The sequence below is a fragment of the Mesorhizobium sp. M0106 genome (assembly GCF_040322715.1).
In the GTDB taxonomy this organism is placed as follows: domain Bacteria; phylum Pseudomonadota; class Alphaproteobacteria; order Rhizobiales; family Rhizobiaceae; genus Mesorhizobium.
This window is the reverse complement of record NZ_JAMYUA010000008.1, coordinates 67,359-90,149: the sequence shown is the minus strand read 5'-3', so window position 1 is coordinate 90,149 and position 22,791 is coordinate 67,359. Positions and strand designations below refer to the sequence as shown.

18 protein-coding genes are annotated in these 22,791 nt (G+C 63.2%); 15 read left to right on the top strand and 3 right to left on the bottom strand.

Features of this window, described 5'->3' with window-relative positions; all coding sequences use genetic code 11:
• The first annotated feature begins 38 nt into the window (after positions 1 to 38).
• The 5 genes from NKJ55_RS10615 to NKJ55_RS10595 all read left to right on the top strand — a co-directional run bounded on the left by NKJ55_RS10615 (position 39) and on the right by NKJ55_RS10595 (position 4,956).
• Positions 39 to 698 (top strand): GntR family transcriptional regulator, encoded by a 660-nt coding sequence (locus tag NKJ55_RS10615; RefSeq protein WP_023674176.1) that lies wholly within the window; start codon positions 39 to 41, stop codon positions 696 to 698.
• Positions 699 to 759: 61 nt separating this feature from the next.
• Positions 760 to 2,097 (top strand): extracellular solute-binding protein, encoded by a 1,338-nt coding sequence (locus NKJ55_RS10610; RefSeq protein WP_352449854.1) that lies wholly within the window; start codon positions 760 to 762, stop codon positions 2,095 to 2,097.
• A 35-nt stretch (positions 2,098 to 2,132) separates the two neighbouring features.
• Positions 2,133 to 3,035 carry a carbohydrate ABC transporter permease gene (locus NKJ55_RS10605; protein ID WP_352449957.1) on the top strand — a complete coding sequence of 301 codons (903 nt, stop codon included), beginning with the start codon at positions 2,133 to 2,135 and terminating at the stop codon, positions 3,033 to 3,035.
• Positions 3,036 to 3,857 (top strand): carbohydrate ABC transporter permease, encoded by an 822-nt coding sequence (locus NKJ55_RS10600; RefSeq protein ID WP_023674179.1) that lies wholly within the window; start codon positions 3,036 to 3,038, stop codon positions 3,855 to 3,857.
• Between the two features lie 40 nt (positions 3,858 to 3,897).
• Positions 3,898 to 4,956 (top strand): ABC transporter ATP-binding protein, encoded by a 1,059-nt coding sequence (locus tag NKJ55_RS10595; RefSeq protein WP_352449853.1) that lies wholly within the window; start codon positions 3,898 to 3,900, stop codon positions 4,954 to 4,956.
• A 28-nt stretch (positions 4,957 to 4,984) separates the two neighbouring features.
• Here the strand turns inward: NKJ55_RS10595 and NKJ55_RS10590 are convergent, their stop codons facing one another.
• Positions 4,985 to 6,058, bottom strand: a complete 1,074-nt coding sequence (locus NKJ55_RS10590) for a Gfo/Idh/MocA family protein (protein ID WP_502904477.1) — start codon at positions 6,056 to 6,058, stop codon at positions 4,985 to 4,987.
• 60 nt (positions 6,059 to 6,118) lie between these two features.
• On the bottom strand, positions 6,119 to 6,775 hold the full coding sequence (locus NKJ55_RS10585) for a GntR family transcriptional regulator (RefSeq protein ID WP_352449851.1): 657 nt from the start codon (positions 6,773 to 6,775) through the stop codon (positions 6,119 to 6,121).
• Positions 6,776 to 7,000: 225 nt separating this feature from the next.
• On the opposite strand from NKJ55_RS10585, the gene NKJ55_RS10580 reads away from it, so the two are divergent.
• Both NKJ55_RS10580 and NKJ55_RS10575 read left to right on the top strand, forming a co-directional pair.
• Positions 7,001 to 8,158, top strand: coding sequence for an LLM class flavin-dependent oxidoreductase (locus NKJ55_RS10580; protein ID WP_352449850.1), 1,158 nt, complete (start codon positions 7,001 to 7,003; stop codon positions 8,156 to 8,158).
• On the top strand, positions 8,158 to 8,640 hold the full coding sequence (locus tag NKJ55_RS10575) for a flavin reductase family protein (protein ID WP_023674185.1): 483 nt from the start codon (positions 8,158 to 8,160) through the stop codon (positions 8,638 to 8,640). Before NKJ55_RS10580 ends, NKJ55_RS10575 begins: the two co-directional genes overlap by 1 nt.
• Here the strand turns inward: NKJ55_RS10575 and NKJ55_RS10570 are convergent.
• Positions 8,625 to 9,692, bottom strand: a complete 1,068-nt coding sequence (locus NKJ55_RS10570) for a LacI family DNA-binding transcriptional regulator (RefSeq protein WP_352449849.1) — start codon at positions 9,690 to 9,692, stop codon at positions 8,625 to 8,627. The genes NKJ55_RS10575 and NKJ55_RS10570 overlap by 16 nt on opposite strands.
• Positions 9,693 to 9,803: 111 nt before the next feature.
• Between NKJ55_RS10570 and bglB the strand changes: the two genes are divergently transcribed.
• The 8 genes from bglB (at position 9,804) to NKJ55_RS10530 (ending at position 22,555) form a co-directional block, all read left to right on the top strand.
• Complete coding sequence (gene bglB / locus NKJ55_RS10565; RefSeq protein WP_352449848.1) at positions 9,804 to 10,904, top strand: beta-galactosidase BglB; 1,101 nt, start codon at positions 9,804 to 9,806, stop codon at positions 10,902 to 10,904.
• The gene (gene kduI, locus NKJ55_RS10560) at positions 10,901 to 11,734 is read left to right on the top strand and encodes a 5-dehydro-4-deoxy-D-glucuronate isomerase (protein WP_352449847.1); all 834 of its coding nucleotides are present in this window, start codon (positions 10,901 to 10,903) and stop codon (positions 11,732 to 11,734) included. The genes bglB and kduI overlap by 4 nt, the downstream gene beginning before the upstream one ends.
• Positions 11,731 to 14,250 carry a hypothetical protein gene (locus NKJ55_RS10555; RefSeq protein WP_502904475.1) on the top strand — a complete coding sequence of 840 codons (2,520 nt, stop codon included), beginning with the start codon at positions 11,731 to 11,733 and terminating at the stop codon, positions 14,248 to 14,250. Before kduI ends, NKJ55_RS10555 begins: the two co-directional genes overlap by 4 nt.
• Before the next feature lie 89 nt (positions 14,251 to 14,339).
• The gene (locus NKJ55_RS10550; protein ID WP_352449846.1) at positions 14,340 to 15,608 is read left to right on the top strand and encodes an ABC transporter substrate-binding protein; all 1,269 of its coding nucleotides are present in this window, start codon (positions 14,340 to 14,342) and stop codon (positions 15,606 to 15,608) included.
• Positions 15,605 to 16,627: a carbohydrate ABC transporter permease gene (locus NKJ55_RS10545; RefSeq protein ID WP_502904474.1), complete on the top strand. Its 1,023-nt coding sequence runs from the start codon at positions 15,605 to 15,607 to the stop codon at positions 16,625 to 16,627. Before NKJ55_RS10550 ends, NKJ55_RS10545 begins: the two co-directional genes overlap by 4 nt.
• Positions 16,624 to 17,676 (top strand): carbohydrate ABC transporter permease, encoded by a 1,053-nt coding sequence (locus NKJ55_RS10540; protein ID WP_352449845.1) that lies wholly within the window; start codon positions 16,624 to 16,626, stop codon positions 17,674 to 17,676. The genes NKJ55_RS10545 and NKJ55_RS10540 overlap by 4 nt, the downstream gene beginning before the upstream one ends.
• A 7-nt stretch (positions 17,677 to 17,683) precedes the next feature.
• Positions 17,684 to 18,772 (top strand): ABC transporter ATP-binding protein, encoded by a 1,089-nt coding sequence (locus tag NKJ55_RS10535; protein ID WP_352449844.1) that lies wholly within the window; start codon positions 17,684 to 17,686, stop codon positions 18,770 to 18,772.
• A 654-nt stretch (positions 18,773 to 19,426) separates the two neighbouring features.
• Entirely contained in the window at positions 19,427 to 22,555 is a 3,129-nt protein-coding gene (locus NKJ55_RS10530; protein ID WP_352449843.1) for a PAS domain-containing protein, read from the top strand.
• The last annotated feature ends 236 nt before the right edge of the window (positions 22,556 to 22,791 follow it).

The following is a 22,791-nucleotide window of genomic DNA, read 5'->3' as shown; positions in this document are numbered from 1 at the left end:
CGACAAGGCCAGGCTGACCGACAAGGAAGCGAGCTTAAGTGGAAGACGGCAGCGAACCGATCACTCTCCGGGAGAAGGCCTATGCCAGCTTCACGCGGCATTTGCTGGCCCGCGATCTGCGGCCGGGGCAGTTCGTGTCACAGCGCGAACTGGTCGCTTTCACCGGGCTGCCGCTGGGTGCCATTCGCGAGATCGTCCCGCGTCTCGAGGCCGAGGGACTGCTGACCACCATCCCGCAGCGCGGCATGCAGATCGCGCATATCGATATCAATCTGATCCGCGAGGCGTTCCAGTTTCGGTTGTTCATGGAACGCGAGGCAGTGGCGCTATTCACGACCAGCGCTTCTGATGCCGAACTTGCCCGCATGCGGCGCGAACATGAAGAGATGCTGGCTCAAGCTCTCGGGCAGGCGCCGACGCCGGAAATGGAAGCCAAGGCCCAGAACATCGACTGGGCGATGCACGACACCTTCATCAATGCGCTCGGCAACGAGATTATCGCCAAGGCCTATCTGGTCAACTCGGTGAAAATCCGGCTGATCCACCAGGAGCGTTTCCGCATCGACGGTCGTGTGGTGCCGGTGATGCGCGAACATTTGGCGGTCATCGAAGCCATGGAGAGCCGCAATCCGCAAAAAGCGGTTGAAGCGATCAGTCTGCATATCGACAATGCGCGCCGGCTGGCGCTCCAGATCTGAGGAAATATAGCCGCGCCGCGGTTCGCGGCGCATCCACAACGACAGCAACCGGGAGGAAGAAATGTCGTCCAATCTGTTCAACCCAACCAGGAGGCAACTCCTTGCCGGAACCGCGGCGCTAACCGCTGCCGGCCTTGTGGGGCTTCGCCCCGGCTTTGCCGCAGGCGTTGACTGGAAACGCTTTGCCGGGACGACGCTTGACGTCAATCTGGTGAAAAGCCCGCGCAGCGACACCATCCTGAAATATCTCGCCGAGTTCGAGGAACTGACCGGCATCAAGGTCAATGCCGAGGCAACGCCCGAGCAGCAGCAGCGCCAGAAGACGGTGATCGAGTTGAGCTCGGGCAAGCCGAGCTTCGACGTCGTGCATCTGAGCTACCACGTGCAGAAGCGCCAGTTCGAGAAGGGTGGCTGGCTGGCCGACATCGCCGGCTATCTCGCCGATCCGTCGCTCACCGACCCGGCGCTGGTCGAAAGCGACTTCGCCGAAGCCGGCATTCTGTTTGCCAAGGACGGCCAGGGCGTGCTGCGCTCGCTACCGTTCTCGGTGGACTACTGGATCCTGTATTGGAACAAGGAGCTGTTCGAGGCCAAGGGCCTCAAATACCCAGAGACCTTCGAGCAACTGGTGGCAGCCGCCGAAGCGCTGACCGACCCCTCGACCAATACATACGGCTTCGTCGCCCGCGGGCTCAAGAACGCAAACACGCCGGTGTGGACGTCGCTGATGCTCGGCTACGACATGACGCCGCTAGATGACAAGGGCAAGCTGCGCACCGAGGCTCCCGAGGCGATCGAGGCTGCCGCGCTCTATCAAAGATTGATGACCAAGTCCGCCCCTCCGGGCGTTACCGGGTTCAACTGGGCCGAAGCACAGTCGGCCTTCCTGCAGGGCAAGATCGGCATGTGGCTCGACGGCGTGGGTTTTGCCCCGCCGATGGAAAATCCGGAAAAATCGAGGGTGGTCGGCAAGGTCGGTTACGGCGTGATGCCCAAGGGTCCCAAGGCGCATGCCTCGGGCACCTTCGGCGACGGGATTGGCGTTACCGCCGCCAGCGAGAAGAAGGAGGCTGCCTATCTGTTCTGCCAGTGGGCGGTATCGCCAACCATGGGTGCACGGCTGTTGCAGGCCGGCGCCGGCGTTCCGTTCCGCAAATCCGTGCTGGAGGATCCCAAGGTGCGCGAAGGCGTCACCATGCCGGCAAGCTGGCTTGATGCCGTGGTCGGCTCGGGCAATATCAGTCGGCTGGCACTGCCGGTCATCATCCCCGTCACGGAATTCCGCGACATTTATGGCGTGGCGCTGACCAACATGATTGCCGGCGCCGATCCAGCCGCGGAGCTGAAGAAGGCCACCGAACAATTCCAGCCGGTTCTCGACAGGAGCGAGCAGGGCTGATGTCGGCCACCACCCCAGAACAGACCGGGGTGACGATGCCGGTTGTCGACGGGAGCCAGACGATCCGGCTGGCTCCCAACTACTGGCCTTTCGTTGTCCCCGCACTCGTCGTCGTCGGCGCCGTCATCGTTTTCCCCTGGGCTTTCACCCTGTGGATGAGCGTCAATCGCTGGACGCTCGGCCAGTCGCGGAGCTTTGCCGGCATGGAAAACTATCTCCGCCTGGCCAGCGACCCACGTTTCTGGGAATCCCTTGTTCATACGTTGACCTACACCTTCCTCTCGGTTGCAGCGCCGATGCTGCTGGGCACTCTGGCCGCCCTGATCTTCGATGCCAGGTTTCCGCTGCGCGGCTTGCTGCGCGGCGTCTTCGTCATGCCGATGATGGCGACACCCGTTGCCGTCGCACTGGTTTGGACAATGATGTTCCATCCTCAGCTTGGCGTGCTCAACTACCTGCTGTCGCTGGTCGGCATCCCGGCTCAGGAATGGATATTCAACGCCAACACGGTCATCCCGTCGCTGGTTGCGGTCGAGACCTGGCAGTGGACGCCGCTGGTCATGCTGATCGTGCTTGGCGGGCTGGCCTCGGTGCCGCGCGAGCCCTTCGAAAGCGCCGAGATCGACGGCGCCAATGCCTGGCAGCAATTCCGCTATCTCACTCTGCCGATGATCGCGCCGTTCCTGATGATCGCGGTCATCATCCGCACCATCGATGCGCTGAAGAGCTTCGACATCATCTACGCGATGACCCAGGGCGGGCCGGGAACGGCGTCGGAGACCATCAACATCTATCTCTACAACACCGCCTTCTCCTACTACGATATCGGCTACGGCTCGGCCATGGCCGTGGTGTTCTTCATTGTCATCGTGGCCCTGTCGTTTGTCCTGCTGATGCTGCGCCAACGCTCGCAGTGGATCGATACGGAGGGCAAATAGATGAGTTCACGGCTGCTCAACCAGATCGGTCTGTTTTTCGCTGCCCTGGTTTTCGTCTCCCCGGCGATCTTGTTCTTCCTCTGGATGATCTCGCTGTCGCTGAAATTCGAGATCGACAACGGTGCCTATCCGCCGATCCTGATCCCCGAACGCTTCGCCTGGTCGAACTATGTAAAGGTATTCGAGGAGAACAATTTCCTGCTCTATCTCTGGAATTCGGTTCTGGTGACCGGCACGGCGACCTTGCTGGCGCTGCTGATCGGCGTACCGGCCGGCTATGGCATCGCACGGCTCAAGGCTGAACGATCGGCGGTCGTCATCATGATCGCCCGCATGACGCCTGGGCTATCCTATCTCATCCCGCTGTTTCTGCTGTTCCAATGGATCGGGATACTCGGCACGCTGTGGCCGCAGATCATCATCCATCTGGTGGTGACGGTGCCGATCGTGGTGTGGGTGATGATCGGCTATTTCGAGACCACGCCGATGGAACTGGAAGAGGCGGCCAACATCGACGGCGCCAGCTCCTGGCAGGTTTTCCGGCTGGTTGCCCTGCCCATCGCCAAGCCGGGCATCGTCGTCGCCTTCATCCTGTCCGTGATCTTCTCGTGGAACAATTTCGTCTTCGGCGTGGTGCTTGCCAGCCGTGAGACGCGCACACTGCCGGTCGCCGTCTACAACATGCTGTCCTACGAGCAGGTGAGCTGGGGGCCGCTCGCCGCGGCGGCGCTGGTGGTGACGTTGCCGGTGCTGATCCTGACCATGTTCGCGCAAAGGCAGATCGTCGCGGGGCTGACCGCCGGCGCCGTCAAGGGCGGCTGAGGGCCCGCCCTGACATCACTCTTTTTCCAGGAAAGCTCCAATGGCATCGGTAACGATCAACAACGTGGAGAAGGCCTTCGGGGCCACCAAGATCATTCACGACGTCAGCGTCGATATCGCCGACGGCGAGTTCGTCATCCTGGTCGGCCCGTCGGGATGCGGAAAATCGACGCTGCTGCGCATGATCGCAGGCCTTGAGACGATCTCCGGCGGAAAGATCGCCATCGGCGAGCGTATGGTCAACAATCTGCGCGCGCGGGACAGGAACATCGCCATGGTGTTCCAGAATTATGCGCTCTATCCGCATATGACTGTGGCCGACAATATGGGCTTTGCCCTCAAGATCAAGAGAGCCGATCCGGCCGACACCGCTGGCCGGGTCCGGAAGGCAGCCGGCATCCTCGGCCTGGAAAAGCTGCTTGACCGCTATCCGCGCCAGCTTTCGGGCGGCCAGCGCCAGCGCGTTGCCATGGGTCGCGCGATCGTACGCGACCCGCAGGTCTTCCTGTTCGACGAGCCGCTCTCCAACCTCGATGCCAAGTTGCGCGTCCAGATGCGCGGCGAGATCAAGGCCCTCCACCAGCGGCTGGGTACCACGACGATCTATGTCACGCACGACCAGATCGAGGCCATGACGATGGCCGACAAGATCGTCGTGCTGCATGACGGCCTGGTCGAGCAGATCGGCGCGCCACTGGACCTCTACGACCATCCGGCCAACCTCTTCGTTGCCGGTTTCATCGGCTCGCCCGCTATGAACTTCATTGCCGGCCGCATCGAGGAGGGCGTGTTCCGCAGCGCCGGCGGGTTGATCCTGCCGTTGCCGGAAGGCGCCCAGCCGGCGGATGCCGCGGGACGCGAACTCGTCTACGGCATTCGACCGGAACATATCCGGGCAACCGGGCAGGGCGTGCCGGGCACGATCACGCTTCTCGAGGCGACAGGCTCGGAAATCTTCGCCAAGGTCGACTGCTCCGGTGAAGAAATTTCCTGCCTGTTCCGAGAAAGGCTTGCGCTCAAGCAAGGCGAAGGGGTGCGGATCGAGATCGACCGCGCATGTGCGCATCTGTTCGACGCAGCAACCGGTCGGCGCATCTGACTCGGTGGTCCGGTAATGCGTCGTCGGCCTAGGTCGGCAACGCGAATTCACCGGCGAGTTCGATGGCGCGGCCTTCGCGGGCCGATCTCTGGGCGGCAAGACCCATGACGACGGCCCACCAGCCGTCTTGCAAGGTCACTTCCACCTTGCCTTGTCCGCGCACCGCAGCGGTGAAGCGGGCGTGCTCGAAATAGGTCGAACCGTTATGGTCGCCTGCCTCGAGCAGCCGGGGGTCGACGGCAATTTCCAGTACGCGTGGTCCAGGCGGATTGCGCGGACTAACGATCAACTGGGGCACTGGCGCAGGGCCAAGGTGGGTCGGCCAGAAACGGCCTGGTCCGGGCACCAGACATTCGATCTTTCCGTCGCCGCCGACAGCGCAGAGTTCCTCCTGGTAGCGGCTGCCCTCGGCAAACATGCACAGTTCCAGCATGGCGCGCGCGCCGCTCGCGAAATCAACCAGCACATAGCCATGGTCAAGGATATCCGGCCTCTCACCGCCATAGCGTTCGTCGAGATGGTTTACGGCCTGTCCAGCGCTCGCCATCACGCGGACGGGGTCCGATCCGAGGATCAGCCGCATGAGGTCAAAGAAGTGGCAGCACTTCTCGACGAACGTGCCGCCGGTGTTGCGGTTGAAGCGGTTCCAGTCGCCGACCTTGGCCAGAAACGGGAAGCGATGCTCGCGGATCGTCAGCATGCGGATGCCGCCGGTGGCGTGGCGCGCCTGCTCGACGAATACGGCGACGGGGGGCATATAGCGATATTCCATGGCCACCCAGACGAGCGGAAGCCGAGCTTTCAACGCCGCGATCCGCCCCTCGTCGGCGCCCTCGGTGAAGAGCGGCTTTTCCACCAGTACCGGCAGTGGTCGAAGTGCGGCGATCTGCTCCATCTGACCGAGGTGCTGGTGGTTGGGGCTGGCAATCAAGACGCAGTCCACCTCATCCATGGCCAGCAGTTCGGCGATCGCTGCCGCCGATCGCGCGCCCGACGCCGTCGCCAGCGACGCCGCCAACATGCCGGGGTCCGGCTCGAAGATCGCGGCCACACGCGCGTCGGGCAACAGAGCGACATTGCGGATATGCTCGCGGCCCATCATGCCGCAGCCGATGATGCCGTAGCCGATCGATGATCTGGTCACGCTGCGTCTTCCTCCGGCCTATCTGAAACGCGTGACGTACCGCGCCGCGCCCGGATCGAACCAGCTGCGGGAATATTCAGCGCTGGCGCCGTCGCCAGCCCAGGCGATACGTTCTATGAACCCCACGACCGTCCCCGGCGTTGGCCTGAATTCGAGCGGGGCCCAGTCCGGCGCAGGCGCGACGGCAACATGGTCTTCGGCGCGAACGATCGAAAAGCCGAGCGCGAGCCGGTAGTGGAGATAGAGGGATTCCGACAAATCCTCGCGCTTGAGCCGCTCGGCGCGGCTGACGTCCAGCCAGATCTCCTCGACCGCGGCCGGCTCGCCGTCGAGCCGCCGCAGCCGGCGTATACGGTGGGCTTCGCCGGCGCTGCCGAATTGCGGCAGGTCGGCGGGCTTGGGCAGCCGCTCGACGGACAGCACGTCGGCGCTCGGCAGGCCGCCACCGCCGATGCGCTCCAGGCGAAAAAAGGCATAGACCCCGAGCAAGTCGCCGCGCGCCCGCACATAGTTACCCGAGCCCTGGATGCGGTCGAGAAGGCCCTTTTCGGTCAAATCTGCCAGCGCCCTCCTGAGCGTGCCGACGGCAATCCCAAGGCTCGCGGCCATCTCGCGCTCGGGCGGCAACCGCGCCCCGTCGGCCAGCCGTCCGGCCGCGATTTCGCGGATCAGCATTTCGCTGGTCTGCAAGTGCACAGGCAAGGGACCGCGCATCTGGCTGGATCGGTGGCCGGGGTCCGCCCTTGTCAAATGCATCCGGTGTCCAATCGCATCCCGGTTTCGGGTTTGGCTCAAATTGATACAGTATTGATCTACACCAAAACGAATGCTACGCAAGCCCTATTCGCAGCTCCGGACCTCTTTGAAGAATGGCCCGGGCTTCTTTTTTGAAGAGTGGCAATGAGCATCGTCCCAATCACCTCGCCGGATCTCGATGCAGCCGAAGTCTCGTGGTTCGCCGCACTCTGCTCGGACGACTATCGCTATCTCGGTGTGCCGGACGGCGCGTTGCGCTCGAGCTGGGCGCATTGCTCTGAGATCGTGAAGACGTCCGAGGAACTAGGTTTCCGCAACATCTTGTGTCCGTCGTCCTATCAGGTCGGCCAGGACACGCTGAGCTTCGTAGCCGGCTGCGCGCCGATCACCTCGAAGATCAATCTGCTAGCCGCTGTGCGCTGCGGCGAGATGCAGCCGATCATGCTGGCGCGCACGATTGCGACGCTGGATCACATGCTGGAAGGCCGGCTGACGGTGAACATCATTTCGTCGGACTTTCCGGGCGAGACAGCCGACAGCGCCTACCGTTATCAGCGTTCGCGCGAGGTTGTGCAGATCCTGCGCCAGGCCTGGACCAGGGACAGCATCGATTTCGAGGGCGAGGTCTATCGCTATAAAGGACTCTCGACGGCGCCAGCGAAGCCCTATCAGCAAAATGGCGGCCCGCTGCTCTATTTCGGCGGTTATTCGCCCGACGCGCTCGAGCTTTGCGCCGAACAGTGCGATGTCTACCTGATGTGGCCGGAAACCAGGGAGGAACTTGCCGGCCGCATGAAGGCCGTACACGAACGCGCCGAGCGCCATGGGCGGACGCTCGACTACGGCCTGCGCGTCCACATGATCGTGCGCGATACCGAGGCCGAGGCAAAGGAATTTGCCCGGGAGCTGGTTTCGAAGCTGGACAACGAGCAGGGCAGGGCGATCCGCGAGCGCGCGCTCGACGCCCGATCGCTCGGCGTATCGCACCAGGCCAGGAACCGCCAGATCGCCGATGCCGAAGGCTATGTCGAGCCGCATCTGTGGACGGGCGTCGGGCGGGCGCGCTCTGGTTGCGGCGCGGCGCTCGTGGGCTCGGCCGATCAGGTTCTGTCGGAAATCGAGACGTATATGAAGATGGGGATCCGCGCCTTCATCTTTTCCGGCTACCCGCATCTCGACGAGGCGCGTCATTTCGGCACCAAGGTGTTGCCCCAGCTCAAGACATGCTCGCTCCCGCACGCCTATGGCCGTGTGCCGGAACGGACCCCGGCGACACCATTGGGAACGGGGGAGCGCCGCTGATGGAGCATGTCGTGTGCGATCCACGCCTTTTGCGCAATGCCTTCGGGCGCTTCGCCACCGGCGTCACGGTCGTCACCACAGGCACGGCCGACGGCCCGGTCGCAATCACTGCCAACAGCTTCTCATCCGTGTCGCTCGATCCGCCGCTGGTGCTCTGGTCTATCGGCCGCCACTCGCGCCGGTTCGAAGCCTTCGCCAATTCCGCGCACTACGCCATTCACGTGCTGGCGGAAGATCAAATCGATCTGTGCTGGCGTTTTTCGAAGTCGGGGACGGACTTTGCCGATCTTGACCTGTCGTGGAGCGAGCACGGCGTGCCATTGCTGCCGCGCGCACTGGCGCGGTTCGAATGCAGCGTCGCCGACCGCTTCCCGGCTGGCGACCATATGATCCTGCTTGGACGTGTCCTTGAACTGCAGACGCAAGAGGGTTTGCCGCTGCTCTTTGCTGGCGGCAAGTCGCGCGCTCAAGAGGCCAGTTGATGACCGCCGGCGCCGCTTCGGGCTGGTGCCGTCGACTGGCGCACCACGAGATTGCAGGCAAGTTCGACGCGACGCGGCGGCGACCCCGAATGGGCCATATCGTCGAGCAGCAGGCTAAGCGCCGCCGATCCGATCTCGCGCATGGGAATGTGCATCGCCGTCAGCGGCGGGTTGCAGAAGGCAGCGAGCGGCAAGTCGTCCATACCGACCACGGACACATCGCCAGGCACCGAATATCCGGCCTCCTGGACGCCGGCGATGGCACCAAACGCCAAGCTGTCGCCGGCCGTCAGCACGGCGGTGAAATCGAGGCCACGGGCCGCGATGCGCTCGGTCACGGCCCTGCTCGCAAGTTCCGGCAGCCAGTCCTGCACCTCGACCACGAAGTCGTCGAAGCCGGCAATGCCGGCCGTGATCAGCGCGTCGCGCCAACCTTCATAACGCCGCTCGATCGTGCGCCGGCCACGCCGCATCAGGAACAGGATGCGGCGGTGGCCGAGGCCGATCAGATGCTGCGCCGCAAGCATGGCGGCAGAGCGATTGCAGGGCGTCACACTCGAATGGCGCATCGAGGGATCGTCGCCGTTGACGAGCACGATCGGCTTGGCGAATCCGGCTGTCAGCGTCAGCACATCGTCATCGTCCAGCGTCAGAAACAGGCAGCCGGCGACGCTGTCGTCGCGCTCGGATTCACCCAGCAGCGCGATTTCGTCCTCGGGCGCCGAAACCGGCCGGGTCACGAGTTCGACGCCCAGCAACCGGGCGCGCTCGTTGAGTCCATCAAGGACATGGTAGGTGAACTGATTGCGGGCACTGTCCACCATTGCCACGCTGCTTGCGGCCAGGATGACCTTGCGGCCGGCAACCGAGGCGGGAATGGCATAGTTCATCGACTTCGCCGTTTCGATGATCCTGGTGCGAAGCTCGTCCCTCACGCCGCCGACACCGCTCAGCGCACGGGAGGCGGTGCTGACCGACACGCCGCAACGCGCCGCGATCTCCTCAAGTCGAATGCGGCGGCTGGGGCGGCCGCGCTTGCCCTGGATATTCATCCGCTCCGTCGTCTCCGGCAAAGTCATCCGATTAATGCAAAAAATTTTCAGATTGCGCAAGAAAAATGGCTGTGAAACAGTTCTGATGAAGCGGGAGAAACGGGAGGAGTGATGCCGCTATCGGCCGAACGCCTGAATTCCGCGCTTGCCAGCCTCGTGGCGGGCATGACCGGCTTGCGTCATGACGGGCGGTTCCATGAGCCGAATCTCGACGGCACGCCGGGCGACTATGTCAGCTTCGACAGCTGGGAATGGCCGCAAGGCGTCGGGCTCTACGGGCTGGTTCGGCTGTGGGCGCAGACCGGCGACGATCGGCTGCTGCAGACGATCGAGGCCTGGTACGACCGACGCATCGCTGCCGGTCTCCCTGCGATGAACGTCAACACCACCGCGCCCCTTTTGGCGCTAAGCGAATTGTGGCGGCGCCGGCGCCAGCCGCGCTTCGAGCCGGTGCTGCGCGAATGGTCCGAGCGGGTGGCCACCGCCTTGCCGCGGACGCCCGAAGGCGGTTTCCAGCATGATGTTTCGGACCGGGTCAACGACGACGAATTGTGGGACGACACGCTGTTCATGGTGGCGCTGTTCCTCGCATCCTACGGCCAGGCTGCCGGCCAGCGTCGCTTCGTCGAGGAAGCAGAAAGGCAATTCCTGGTCCACGCCCGTTATCTCGCTGACCCGGCATCAGGGCTGTGGTTTCACGGCTGGACGTTCGCGGGACGGCACAATTTCGCCCGCGCGCGTTGGGCGAGAGGCAATGCCTGGATTACCGTCGGCATCCTGGAACTGGTGGAGTTCGCCGAAATTGCACCTTCGGTCCGGGCCTATCTGCTCGGCGTGCTGGACACGCAGATCAACGCCCTGCTCGAGGTGCAGGCAGGTTCGGGCGCATGGCACACTCTGCTCGACGACCCGACATCTTACGAGGAGATTTCCGCCACGGCCGGCTTCGGCTACGGGTTGATGAAGGCCGCGCGGCTCGGAATCGGCTCGACAGAGTGCCGTGCCGCCGGCCTCCGCGCCTTGGAAGCCGTGGTGGCCAACATCGATGACAAAGGTGTGGTGGCGAACGTGTCCTATGGCACACGCATGGGCGCCGACCTGCAGTTCTATCGCGATATACCCATCCATCCGACGGGCTACGGGCAGGCGCTGGCCATTCTGTGCCTGACCGAAGGGGCGCGGCATCTGCAGTCGAAGGTGGAGGCGGCATGATGCGGACGCTCTATGGCGCGTCGCCGGGCGATATTGCCGGCATGGACACGGACCGGCTGAGGGCCGAGTTCCTCGTCGACGGCTTGTTCCGGCCTGGCGCGATCGAATTCGTCTACACCCATGTCGACCGCATGATCGTCGGTGGCGCGGTGCCGCTGGCCAACCCGCTGGCATTCGGCAACGGGGCCGAAGTCGGCACCCCGCTCTTCTTTGACGCGCGCGAGATGGGCATCGCCAATCTCGGCGGCAATGGCACGGTCGCGGTGGACGGCCGGCGCTTTCACGTGGCTAACCGCGACATCGTCTATGTCGGACGCGGAGCGCGTGAGGTGACGCTGGAGAGCGACGATCCGGAGAGGCCGGCACGCTTCTACATGAACTCGGTGCCGGCTGGCGCCGATATTGCGCACCGTCTCATCGTCAGCAGCGAAGCCAGGCCGCTTGTGCTCGGCGAGGAGGCCCGTGCGAACAGGCGCACGCTGCGTATGTACATCCATCCCGAAGTGGCCCCGTCCTGCCTCTTGCTGATGGGGATCACCGACCTCGCGCCGGGCAGTGTGTGGAACACCATGCCGCCGCATCTGCATGAGCGGCGCATGGAAGCTTATTGCTATTTCGACCTCGCCGAGGCCGACCGTGTAATCCATCTGATGGGCCGGCCAGACAAGACGCGCCACCTGATGGTCGCCGACGGCGACGTCGTCCTGTCGCCTGCCTGGTCTATCCATATGGGTGCCGGCACCGGCCCCTATGCCTTCGTCTGGGGCATGACCGGCGAGAACCAGGCCTACACCGATGTCGATCCAGTTGCCGTGAAGGATTTGCGATGAGCGAGGCCGCGCAAAGCGTTCGCACGGATTTTACGCTGCGCCGGCCGCTCATGGCGGGGCAGCCAATCGTCTATTGGCGGCTCGGGTCTATCGCCGAGCAACGCTACGACGTGGCCGACCAGCCTATGCAAGGCGAGATGGATCCCTTCTTCTTCCTGACCAAGCACAAGAATTTCATTCCCCATGAATATCCGTGCCGCACGCAGTTCGCAGGGGAACGACGCGGCAAGCGACCACAGGTCAGCGCCGAATTCGGCGCCGAGCGCATCTGGCTGCCCTTCGCCTCGCCGCGCATCGACCTATCGGGCTTCTGGTTCCGGCCGACGGTGCTTGGAACCTGGGCCGAGACCACCATCGAGGCGGCCTCGGCTGGCGAGGCGCTGGTGCGGCTGCGCACATGCGGCGGCGCCACACTCTTTGCCAATGGCGAGGAAGCCGGCTGGATGGCGCCCTACGGCCGCAACCTGGAAAGTGCCGAGCATTTCAAGATCGCGCTGCGGGCCGGCCGTAACGACATCCGCGTGTGGTTCGACGATCTCGCCGAGCGCGACGCCCGCTACTATTTCCAGCTCGATTATCTATCCGGTCCGGCTGCTTCGGTGGCACTGCCGATCGAAGTCGAGAGCGGCGTTGCCGATGCGATGGAAGCAGCCCTTGACGCCATGCATTTCGACCGTCCCGCCTATGACGGCGGCGAGGTGGCGCTCGTCACCGGCGTGGCCCTGCCGCGCGACGCGCAAGTCGAGATCGAGATCGAAGGCGATTTCATGTCGATCGAGACGCCGGTGCGCTTCGCCTTCCATCTGCCGGCGGGCCAGACGCGGCTGCCGATCGCCGATACCGAGCAGCTGCCGGCCGACTTTCGCCATTTCAAGGTAGCGCTGACGGTCGCAGACCATGCCGTATCGCGTATCTTCGGCGTCGAGATATGCCACGCGCGCCGTCAGGGCGATGCGCCGGAAACGCTTACCGCGCGGATAGATGAAGCCCTGCGCGAGGTCGCCGGTCACGCCGAGGCCGATACGGTGCGCGCGCTGGCGCGCCTGGCGATCGGGCGGCAGGGCGCCGAGACCGACGCCATGATCTCCGGCACGCTGCCGGCGATCGAGGATTGTCACGATTGCGCCGACTTTATCCTGGTGCCGCTGCTGTGGTGCCGCAAGGCCTATGGCGATCGGCTGGAAGCGAGCCTGCGCGCGCGCGTCGACAACGCCATCCTCGGCTATCGCTACTGGATGGACGAGCCCGGCAATGATGTGCAGTGGTACTTCTCCGAGAACCACGCGCTGCTCTTCCACACCGCCGCCTATATTGCCGGGGGCCTGTTGCCTGATGTGCGGTTCGTGCGGTCGGGCCGCCTTGGCCGCGAACAGTCCGCGGTTGGAGCCGCGCGTGTACGCGCCTGGCTCGACCATTTCGAGGCATGGGAGATGGCCGAGTTCAACTCGGCGCCTTATTTCCCGATCGACCTCAAGGGCCTGTGCGCGCTCTACGCGCTGGCCCCGGACAAGGACATCGCCGAACGTGCCGGCAAGGCAATCATACGCCTGCTTGAAATCGTCGCCCGCTCGGCGCATCGCGGCATCCTCACCGGGGCGCAGGGCCGCTCCTATGAGCACACGCTGCGCGCCGCGCGTTCCCTGGAATTATCCGGCATCTGCCGCATGCTTTGGGGCAAGGGCAACTACGGCATGCGCTTTCACGCGCTGCCGCAGCTGGCATTGTGCCTGCGGGATCACGATTTGAGCCTTCCGGACGGGTTGGCAGCAATTGCTTCCCTCACCGACGATACGGCGTGGGAATGGACTTTTGCGCAGGGACAAGATCGCATCGCGCGGCTCTACCACTACAAGACGCGCGACCATGCGATGGGCAGCGCCGCTGGCTACCGCTGGAACCAATGGGGTTATCAGGAGACCGTCATTCACGCCCGGCTGGGCAAGAATCCGGATGCGCAGATCTGGATCAACCACCCCGGCGAAGTGCTGCAGTCGGGATATGGCAGACCATCATATTGGGGTGGCTCAGGCACTTTGCCCCGGCTTCACCAATACCGCGACCTCGCAGTCGTCAGCTTCTCCTGCTCGGATGAACAGCCCGACTTCACGCACGCCTGGTTCCCCGCACGTGCCTTCGATGCCGTGCAAGTGGGTGGCGATCGGGCGTTCGCGCAATCGGGCGACGCCTTCGTCATGCTGAAGACGGATGTGCCGCTCATGCAGGTAGTGGCCGGCCCGACCGCCGGCAACGAGCTGCGGGCGGCGGGACGCAGGACGACATGGATCGTTCGCCTCGGTGACCGGAATGCCAATCGGCCGGCCCTCGACGCCTGGACTGCCGTTTTTGGGGACCTGTCGGTGCGGTCGGGTCCCGACGGCGAGTTGATCGTCGAGGATCCGGAATACGGCACGGTGCATTTCCTCGCCGACGCAAGGATCGTGGCTGAGGGACGTACACTCGATCCGGCCAACTGGACCGTGCGCGGTGAGGCGATGCGCATGAAGCACAGAGAGTAGGGAGGAGATCGGCTGCGACGCTCAAGAGGAGGAGGGCGTAGCAGGCTTGAACCATCGGGGCGCCGCCCCGCTAAAGGAGGAGACGAAGCATGAATAAGACCCGCACTTTGCTGGCCGCGCTATCGGTCAGCCTGCTCGCATCGACCAGCGCGTTTGCCGGCGACGTGCGCATCATGTGGTATTCGGACGGTGTCGAGGGCGATGTCATCCAGGACATTCTGAACCGCTTCATGAAGGACAATCCCGACATCCACGTCACGCTCGACAACGTCGCCTACAAGGTGATCCAGGAGCAGTTGCCCATCCAGCTCGAAGCCGGCCAGGGTCCGGACATCGCCCGCGTCACAAACATCAAGGAGCTTGCCCAGCACTGGCTCGATCTCAGGCCACTGGTGGCCGATCCGAAATATTGGGAGGACAATTTCGCTGATACGCTGGACTGGATGCGCCCCGACGGCTCCAACGCCATCCCGGGTTTCATGACCCAGCTCACGCTCACCGGCGGCTTCGCCAACAAGACGCTGTTCGAACAGGCCGGCGTGCCGCTGCCCGGTGACAAGGCGACCTGGGACGACTGGATCAACGCCGCCGCCGAGGTGGCGAAGAGCCAGCAGCTTCCGGCTGCCTTCGCCATCGACCGTTCCGGCCACCGCATTTCGGGTCCGAATGTCTCCTTCGGAGCGAACTATATCGGCCCCGATGGCATGCCGGCGAAAGTGGACGACGGCACCAAGGCTTTCGTCGGCAAGCTCGTCGACTGGACCGCCAAGGGCCTGATGCTGAAGGATACCTGGGTTTCGGCGGCAGGCTCGACCTATCGCGCGGCCGCCGACGACTTCATCAACGCCCAGATCCCGTTTTATTATTCGGGTAGCTGGCAGGTCGCCAATCTATCGACCAAGATCGGCGATAGTTTCGACTGGGTGGCGACCGGCTCGCCCTGCGGTACCGCAGGCTGTTCGGGCGTGAAGGGCGGCGCGGCGCTGGTCGCCATCAAATACACGAAGAACCCCAAGGACGTCGCCAAGGTCATGGATTATCTAGCCCGTGAAGACGTGGTAAAAGAGTTCAGCGAGCGCACGCTGTTTCTGCCCGCGCACACGGGCGTCGTAGACAAGGGCGGGCTGAAATGGGTTTCTGCCGACAAGAACGTCGGTCCGGCGCTCGACAAGTTCGTCAAGGCGGCGGGTGAAACCCTGCCGGCGGCCGATGCGCTGCCGCCGTGGAAGTGGGCCAACGCTTACTTCGCCGCGCTGGTGACGCGCGTCAGCCAGGTGATGGCCGGCGAGCTCAGCCTCGACGATGCCTGGGGCAGGATCGACCAGGATATCGCCGACAAGGTTGCCGAGGCGAAGTGATCGCCGCCGCGACACTGAAGGCATGGATTGGCGCCGCCCTCGCGGCGCCGGTCGTGTGGCTGGCGTCGATCGTCAACGTGCCGCTGAAGTTCTGGCAGCGAGCGACGGGCACCGGCGGCATGGCCGCGTTCTTCCTCGCCCCAAACATGGCGATCTTCGGCATTTTCGTCCTGGTGCCGATGATCATCAACTTCTTCTATTCGGCCACGTCGGGAACGGCCTACTTCCTGCAGGACCGAACCTATGTTGGGCTCGAGCAATATCAGCGCCTGCTCGATTGCGGCAACTACCTGGACACTGCCACTTGCCACAAGGATCTCTTCTGGAAGGCCGTGCACAATACCGGCCTGTTCGTCGTCGTGCAGGTGGCGCTGATGACGGTCGTGTCGATGGCGACAGCGTTGATCCTCAACCGCGAGATCGTCGGGCGCAGCTTCTGGCGCGCGGTGTTCTTCTTTCCGGTGCTGCTGTCGCCCGTCGTCACCGGCCTGATCTGGCGTTGGATCCTGCAGCGCCAGGGCCTGCTCAACCTGATCGTCCATGATCTGGGCGGCGAGCCGCACAACTGGCTGACAGACCGCTTCTGGGCTTTCACCGCCGCGGTCAGCGTTTCGGTTTGGGCACATATGGGCTTCTATACGCTGATCTTGCTTGCCGGATTGCAGGCGATCCCGCGCGACCTTTACGAAGCGGCCGAGATGGACGGCACGAAGCCGGCGCGGGTGTTCTGGCGCATCACGCTGCCGCTGCTGATGCCGAATCTGCTTGTCGTCATCGTACTGGCGCTGATCCGCGCCGTGCAGATCTTCGACGAGGTCTATGTGCTGACGGGTGGAGGGCCGGGAACCTCGACCCTCTATATCACGCAGTACATCTATGAGATCGGCTTCGCCTCCCTGTTGCGCAATCCGGGGCTGGCTTCGGCGGCTTCGATCCTGATGGGGTTGGTGCTGGTCGTGCTGACCTTGGTTCAGCTGCAGGTCGGACGCCGGGGTGAGCGGAAAGGAGCCCGCGAATGAGCCGGGTCGTGACATTCCTGACCCGCCGGTGCGGCGGTCGCGGCTGGCACTGGACGGATATCGTGAGCTGGCTGTGGCTGCTCGGCGGCGTTGTCATCATGTTCGGCCCGGCCGTCTGGCTGGTGGGTTCGTCATTCAAGACGCCGGCACAGCTCGCCGAGTTCCCGCCGACCATAATGCCTTATGTCAGCCAACACGCGAGGGTCGAAGGTTACGACAAGCCGCTGACCCTCTACAGGGTGAAGTTGCCGGATGGTTCGACCAAGGTGCTGGCCGAGGTGCGGCGCATCGGCATCGTGGCGCAAATGATGGATCCGCAGGCGCCGAACGATATCGTGAAGGTCAACATCGCCGACCGGCAGCCGGTGCGCGAAATCGGCTTCGCGACGGAGAATTACACCGAGCCCTTCGTCCATTTCGACTTCCTGCGCTATCTGCGCAATTCGGTTTTTGTGACGGCAATGGCAACGCTGATCACGCTGCTCACCAATTCGATGGCCGCCTTCGCCTTGTCGAAATACAAGTTCCGCGGTCGCGATCTGACGATGCTTGTGATCGTCGGTACGCTGATGGTGCCGCTGTCGGTCATCCTGGTGCCGCTCTATTCGGTGGTGGGCGCCGTCGGACTGCTCGATTCGCTGTGGGGCGTGATCTTGCCGACCGTGGCGACGCCAACCGGCGTCTTCCTGCTGCGCCAATATATGCTGACCATCCCCGACGAGCTGCTCGATGCGGCGCGCATGGACAACGCTTCCGAATGGCAGATCTACTGGCGCATCGTATTGCCGCTTGCAGCACCGGCGCTCGCCGTGCTGGCGATCTTCTCGGTCGTCTGGCGCTGGAACGACTTTCTGTGGCCGCTGGTGGTGCTGTCGCGCAAGGAACTCTACACACTCCAGGTCGGCCTCAACACCTATGCCGGCCAGCTAAACGTGCAGTGGCACTACATCCTGGCGATGACCGTGGTGACGATGATCCCCGTCGTCCTCGTCTTCGTCTTCCTGCAGCGTTACATCACCTCCGGCATTGCCGGCACGGGGCTGAAGTGAGGATGTCATGGGACGGATAACGCTGACCAACATCGATCGCGCTTACGGCAAGATGAAGATCTTGCACGGTATCAACCTCGACGTCGGTGACGGCGAGATGCTGGTCCTCGTCGGCCCGTCGGGTTGCGGCAAGTCCACGCTGCTGCGGTTGATTGCCGGACTCGATCGGCCGACCGACGGCAAGGTCGAGATCGACGGGGTCGACGTCACCAACGTTTCGGCCGCGCAACGCGGTCTGGCGATGGTGTTCCAGTCTTACGCGCTCTACCCGCACATGAGCGTGCGCCAGAACCTCGCCTTCGGGCTTGAAAACATTCGTATGCCGAAGGCCGAGATCGACGCGCGGATCACGGAAGCGACGCGCATGCTGGAAATTGCTCCCTATCTAGACCGCCGGCCCGGCCAATTGTCGGGCGGTCAGAAGCAGCGCGTGGCGATCGGCCGTGCGGTGGTGCGCAATCCGACCGCCTTTCTGCTCGATGAACCGCTGTCCAACCTCGATGCCGAACTGCGCATCACCATGCGCGCTGAACTGGCGGGCCTGCACCGGCGGCTGGCAACCACGATGATCTACGTCACCCATGACCAGATCGAGGCGATGACGCTGGCGGACCGCATCGTGGTCATGCGCTCGGGGCGGATCGAACAGGTCGGCCGGCCGCTCGATCTCTACAACGCGCCGGCCAACCTGTTCGTCGCCGGCTTCATCGGCGCGCCGCGGATGAACCTGCTGCCAGTGAAGGTGCGTTCGGCAAGCGGCGCCGAGGTGCGTGTCGAAGGTCCAGGCGGGCTGTCGGCCTCGATCGCCGCCGACGGGGTCGCGCTGAAACCGGGAGACGACGCGACGCTTGGCATCCGGCCACACGACATCCAACTTTCGAATGGCGGCAAGGGATCGGTGGAAGCGCGGGTAACGCTGGCCGAGGCGTTGGGACCGGAAACAGTTGTCCACGCCACCATTGCCGGCGACAGCAAACTTATCGCCGTTCTCAAGCAGCAGGGCGTTGAATCGCAAGGGCCGCCGATCAACCTCGCTCTGCCGCCGGAGCGCATGCATCTCTTCGATGCCGCCGGGCTGCGTGTCGCACCGCGTTAGCCGGCGGCAAGATAGCGGGTTGTTTTCATGAACCCTCGCAACTGCGCACAGCGAATGCGTGTTGCGCTTGTCAAAATAGGTGAACGTTAAGACAACCGAACTCTTCAAGAGGGCGCTCTCTGCGATCATTGCTGCCACAGGATGATCCGGAAACACTTCAAAGTGGATTTTCTCGTGGGCGGTCTTCGGCACTACGGAGATCCGCGCCGGCACGTTCGCGCGCCTGAATCCGGCTGACTGATAATACGACCTGTGCTGAGGTTCAGTACGAACTACCGATCAGGTTCTGTTGTCCGGCTTCGTCATCCAAAGGACCGGGATGCGCCTGATCACGCTTGCGCCATTTGGCATTCTGCTCTTCGCAGGCGCGATGTGGCTGCTGTCTGCTTCGACGAGCGGTAGCGTCTTACCTGTCCGGCTCGTATTCCCAGTGGTAGGTGTTGATGCATCGATCCGCGTCGCTCCTCGCGCGAGGCCATCGTTAGGGCCCCCGTAGCGGCGATATCTCCGCGCAATGCATGGATTTCCATGAGATGCAGCCGAGGCATGGCGGAACTAGATTTAGGCGGTGAGTTCGCCTGTCCAGATATTGAAAACAAGTGCTATATCAAGCGCTGACCGTCCCCAGGCTTTTTTGTCCGACAGGAGAAGCCAATGACAGCAGCGTCCAACTCACTTGGCGAAATCGACCCCGAAGCAACGCTTGCGCTGCAAATCATCGAGAGCATGCCCGGCCACGCGTGGGCAGCCGATGCCGCCGGAAGATTCACCTATGTCAGCCCAAACACGCTGGCGTTCCTCGGCAACACGCATGAGGGTCTCAACACTTCCGAAGACAACGATGAGTTCGGCTGGCGTCGAGCCATCCATCCCGACGATTATGATCCTGTAGCCGCCAGATGGCGGCATTGCCTCGAAACCGGCGATCCCTATGATACCGAGCATCGCCTGCGGCGCGCCGATGGCGTCTATCGCTGGTTTCGAAGCTCAGGACGACCTTTTCGCGATAGCCAGGGGCGCATCGTTCAATGGTACGGCACGACAATAGACATTGAGGACCAGAAGCGGGCCGAGTCAGCATTGCGCGACCGGGAGCGGGAACTCTCGCAGCTCGTGGACATGGTCCCGAGTCACATCTGGCGGCTCGATCCCGACGGCGAGCCGATCTTCTTCAATGGGCGCATGGTCGACTTTCTCGGCCTCGATGTAGCGGATCTGGACCGACCGGGCATGAGCCGGCTGGCGGTGATGATACAGGCCGCCGTTCATCCGGACGACGCGGCAGCATTCGGCGATGCACTCCGTGGTTGCTTCGCTACCGGTGCGAGCTTCGCGATGCGCTATCGCCTGCGCCGTGCCGATGGCGTCTATCGCTGGATGTCGAGCCGGGCGGAGCCGATGCGCGATGACGCTGGCCGCATCGTCCAGTGGTACGGCCTCTGTCACGACATAGACGATCAGATGCACGCCGAAGCGGCGTTGCGGCAGAGCGAGCAGCAACTTCAGCACATGATCGACGCCGTGCCGGTCCGCATCTGGAGTGTGATGCCGACCGGCGGGCCGGTCTACTTCAACAAGCGATACCAGGACCATTTCCGCTCCGTTATCGCGAACTTTGATGCGCTCGGCGAGCCGGGCATCGAAACGTTGCTGCACGAGGTGATTCATCCCGAAGATGCGCCCGAGGTGCAGCGCACGTTGTTGACCTGTTTCGAAACTGGCGGCGGCTCCGCTATGCGGTTTCGCTGGCGCGAAAAAGACGGCACCTATCGCTGGGCTGAGTGTAGGATCGAGCCGCGACGCGATGACGACGGAACGGTCGTGCAGTGGTACGGGGTTTCTCTCGACATCGACGATGAGGTGCGCGCGCAGGCGGCGTTGCGCAAAAGTGAGCGGCGCCTTCAGCAGCTGATCGACACCGTGCCCGCTTTGATCTGGAGTACGACACGGGAAGGGACGCCTTCCTACGTCAACAAACGGTTCACCGATGTAACCGGGGCCACGCTCCACGACATCACCGCCCCGGACGGGTCGCCGTCGCTGAGCGTGATCCATCCAGACGATATCGACACCGCACGGCAGGCGATCCGCCATTCATTCGCAACGGGCGTGCCTTACGTTCAGAGATATCGCCAGAGGCGGGCCGACGGCGGCTATCGCTGGACCGAGACTCGCGCCGAGCCGCTGCGCGACGAAGATGGCAGCATTCTCCAATGGTACGGCGTGAGCGTCGACATCCATGACCTGGTGACCACGCAAGCCGCGTTGCACGACCGGGAACGAGAGCTCTCGCAGCTCGTCAACATGGTTCCGAGCTACCTCTGGCGGCTGTCTCCCAACGGTGAGCCGACCTTCTTCAACAAGCGCCTGATAGATTTTCTCGGCCTGGACATAGCGGACGCGGAAAAGCCGGACACGAGCCTGCTGGCGGCCTTCATTGCCACCGTCGTCCATCCCGACGATGCAGCCAGCCTGAAGGAAGCACTCGACAGCTGCTTTGCCACCGGCGAGCGCTTCTTCATGAAGTATCGCCTGCGCCGTGCCGATGGCGTTTATCGTTGGATGGAGGGCCGCGCGGAGCCGCTGCGGGACCAGGGTGGACGCATCGTCCAATGGTACGGCCTTACGCACGACATCGACGATCAGCTGCGCGTCGAAGAGGCGCTGCGCGAGAGAGAACGCGCTCTCTGGCAGCTCGTTGAAACGCTGCCGGCAATGATCGATTGCGCCGCGCCGGATGGCGAACCGATATATCGCAGCCAGCAGCTCCGCGAATTCCTCGGATACAATCTTGAGGAATTGGACGAAGCGGGAAAGTCCCGGCTGGCTGGCACACTCGACGCCGGTGTTCATCCCGACGACCTGACAGGTGTCAAAGAGAGATATGCCCATTGCCTGTCCACAGGCGAGCCGTATGCGCGACGGCACCGTCTGCGGCGCTTCGATGGTGAATATCGCTGGGTCGAGACGCGCGCCGCGCCGATGCGCAACGCTGAAGGCGCCATAGTGCAGTGGAACGTTATCTGCCTCGACATCGAAAATGAGGTGCGGACACAAGAGGAGCTTCGGCTGGCACAAGAGAGACTTGCGCGTGCGAGCCAGGCGGCGAGCCTTGCCGAACTCTCCGCATCCATCGCTCATGAGGTGAACCAGCCGCTGGCCGCCATCGTCGCCAACTCCAACGCATGCCACCGTTGGCTGTCCGCCGAGCCCCCGAACGTCGAGCGCGCGAAGATCACGGCCGAGCGTATCATCCGCGATGCCAACTCGGCGGCGGATGTCGTCAGCCGCATCCGTGCCTTGTTCAGACCTTCGCTTGAAATGAGAACCAGCACACCGATCCCCAGCGTCGTTGCCGAAGCACGTGACCTTATGGCCGAGGAAGCCATGCGGCGTCGCGTTCGCATGGACATCGACGTCGAAAGCAACCTTCCGCTGGTTGCGTTCGATCGCGTCCAGATTCAGCAGGTCCTGGTCAACCTCATTCGCAACGGCATGGAGGCGATGGACAACACGGCGGGCGACAAGGTTCTCGGAATGCGCGTGCGCCGGATAGAGGACACGATCCAGACCGAGGTCCGCGACCGAGGCCCGGGTATCGAACGTCCCAACAAGATATTCGAGCCGTTCTTTACAACGAAAGGGAACGGAATGGGCATGGGGCTCGCGATCTCCCGTTCGATCATCGAGTCTCACGGCGGACGCCTTTGGGCAGAGAATAGCGTGCCACGTGGGGCGACATTCTTCTTCACCCTCCCGGTTGAAGCGAAAGCTGCGCAATAACTGGCGGCGCTCAGTAAGCGCTTGGTTTTTTCGGCTCTCGGTGAAGGGGCGCCGCCGCCCGTGCAATGCATGGATTTCCATGAGGTGCGGTTGGGGCGTGGCGGGATTAGGGTGGCTACGTGAGTCCGTCAGCCCAGTCCAGCTATCAAGAGCACGTGCTACACGAAGCGCCGACAATCTCCAGAGTTTGTTTGTCCGTCAGGGGCACCCGATGACGATAGCGCCCAACTCACTTG

Excerpts from the sequence above, each read along its gene's own strand:
- NKJ55_RS10610 (WP_352449854.1), top strand. The coding sequence starts at position 760 with ATGTCGTCCAATCTGTTCAACCCAACCAGGAGGCAACTCCTTGCCGGA.
- NKJ55_RS10605 (WP_352449957.1), top strand. The coding sequence starts at position 2,133 with ATGCCGGTTGTCGACGGGAGCCAGACGATCCGGCTGGCTCCCAACTAC.
- NKJ55_RS10600 (WP_023674179.1), top strand. The coding sequence starts at position 3,036 with ATGAGTTCACGGCTGCTCAACCAGATCGGTCTGTTTTTCGCTGCCCTG.
- NKJ55_RS10595 (WP_352449853.1), top strand. The coding sequence starts at position 3,898 with ATGGCATCGGTAACGATCAACAACGTGGAGAAGGCCTTCGGGGCCACC.
- NKJ55_RS10590 (WP_502904477.1), bottom strand. The coding sequence starts at position 6,058 with ATGATGGGCCGCGAGCATATCCGCAATGTCGCTCTGTTGCCCGACGCG.
- NKJ55_RS10585 (WP_352449851.1), bottom strand. The coding sequence starts at position 6,775 with ATGCTGATCCGCGAAATCGCGGCCGGACGGCTGGCCGACGGGGCGCGG.
- NKJ55_RS10580 (WP_352449850.1), top strand. The coding sequence starts at position 7,001 with ATGAGCATCGTCCCAATCACCTCGCCGGATCTCGATGCAGCCGAAGTC.
- NKJ55_RS10575 (WP_023674185.1), top strand. The coding sequence starts at position 8,158 with ATGGAGCATGTCGTGTGCGATCCACGCCTTTTGCGCAATGCCTTCGGG.
- NKJ55_RS10570 (WP_352449849.1), bottom strand. The coding sequence starts at position 9,692 with ATGAATATCCAGGGCAAGCGCGGCCGCCCCAGCCGCCGCATTCGACTT.
- bglB (WP_352449848.1), top strand. The coding sequence starts at position 9,804 with ATGCCGCTATCGGCCGAACGCCTGAATTCCGCGCTTGCCAGCCTCGTG.
- kduI (WP_352449847.1), top strand. The coding sequence starts at position 10,901 with ATGATGCGGACGCTCTATGGCGCGTCGCCGGGCGATATTGCCGGCATG.
- NKJ55_RS10555 (WP_502904475.1), top strand. The coding sequence starts at position 11,731 with ATGAGCGAGGCCGCGCAAAGCGTTCGCACGGATTTTACGCTGCGCCGG.
- NKJ55_RS10550 (WP_352449846.1), top strand. The coding sequence starts at position 14,340 with ATGAATAAGACCCGCACTTTGCTGGCCGCGCTATCGGTCAGCCTGCTC.
- NKJ55_RS10540 (WP_352449845.1), top strand. The coding sequence starts at position 16,624 with ATGAGCCGGGTCGTGACATTCCTGACCCGCCGGTGCGGCGGTCGCGGC.
- NKJ55_RS10535 (WP_352449844.1), top strand. The coding sequence starts at position 17,684 with ATGGGACGGATAACGCTGACCAACATCGATCGCGCTTACGGCAAGATG.
- NKJ55_RS10530 (WP_352449843.1), top strand. The coding sequence starts at position 19,427 with ATGACAGCAGCGTCCAACTCACTTGGCGAAATCGACCCCGAAGCAACG.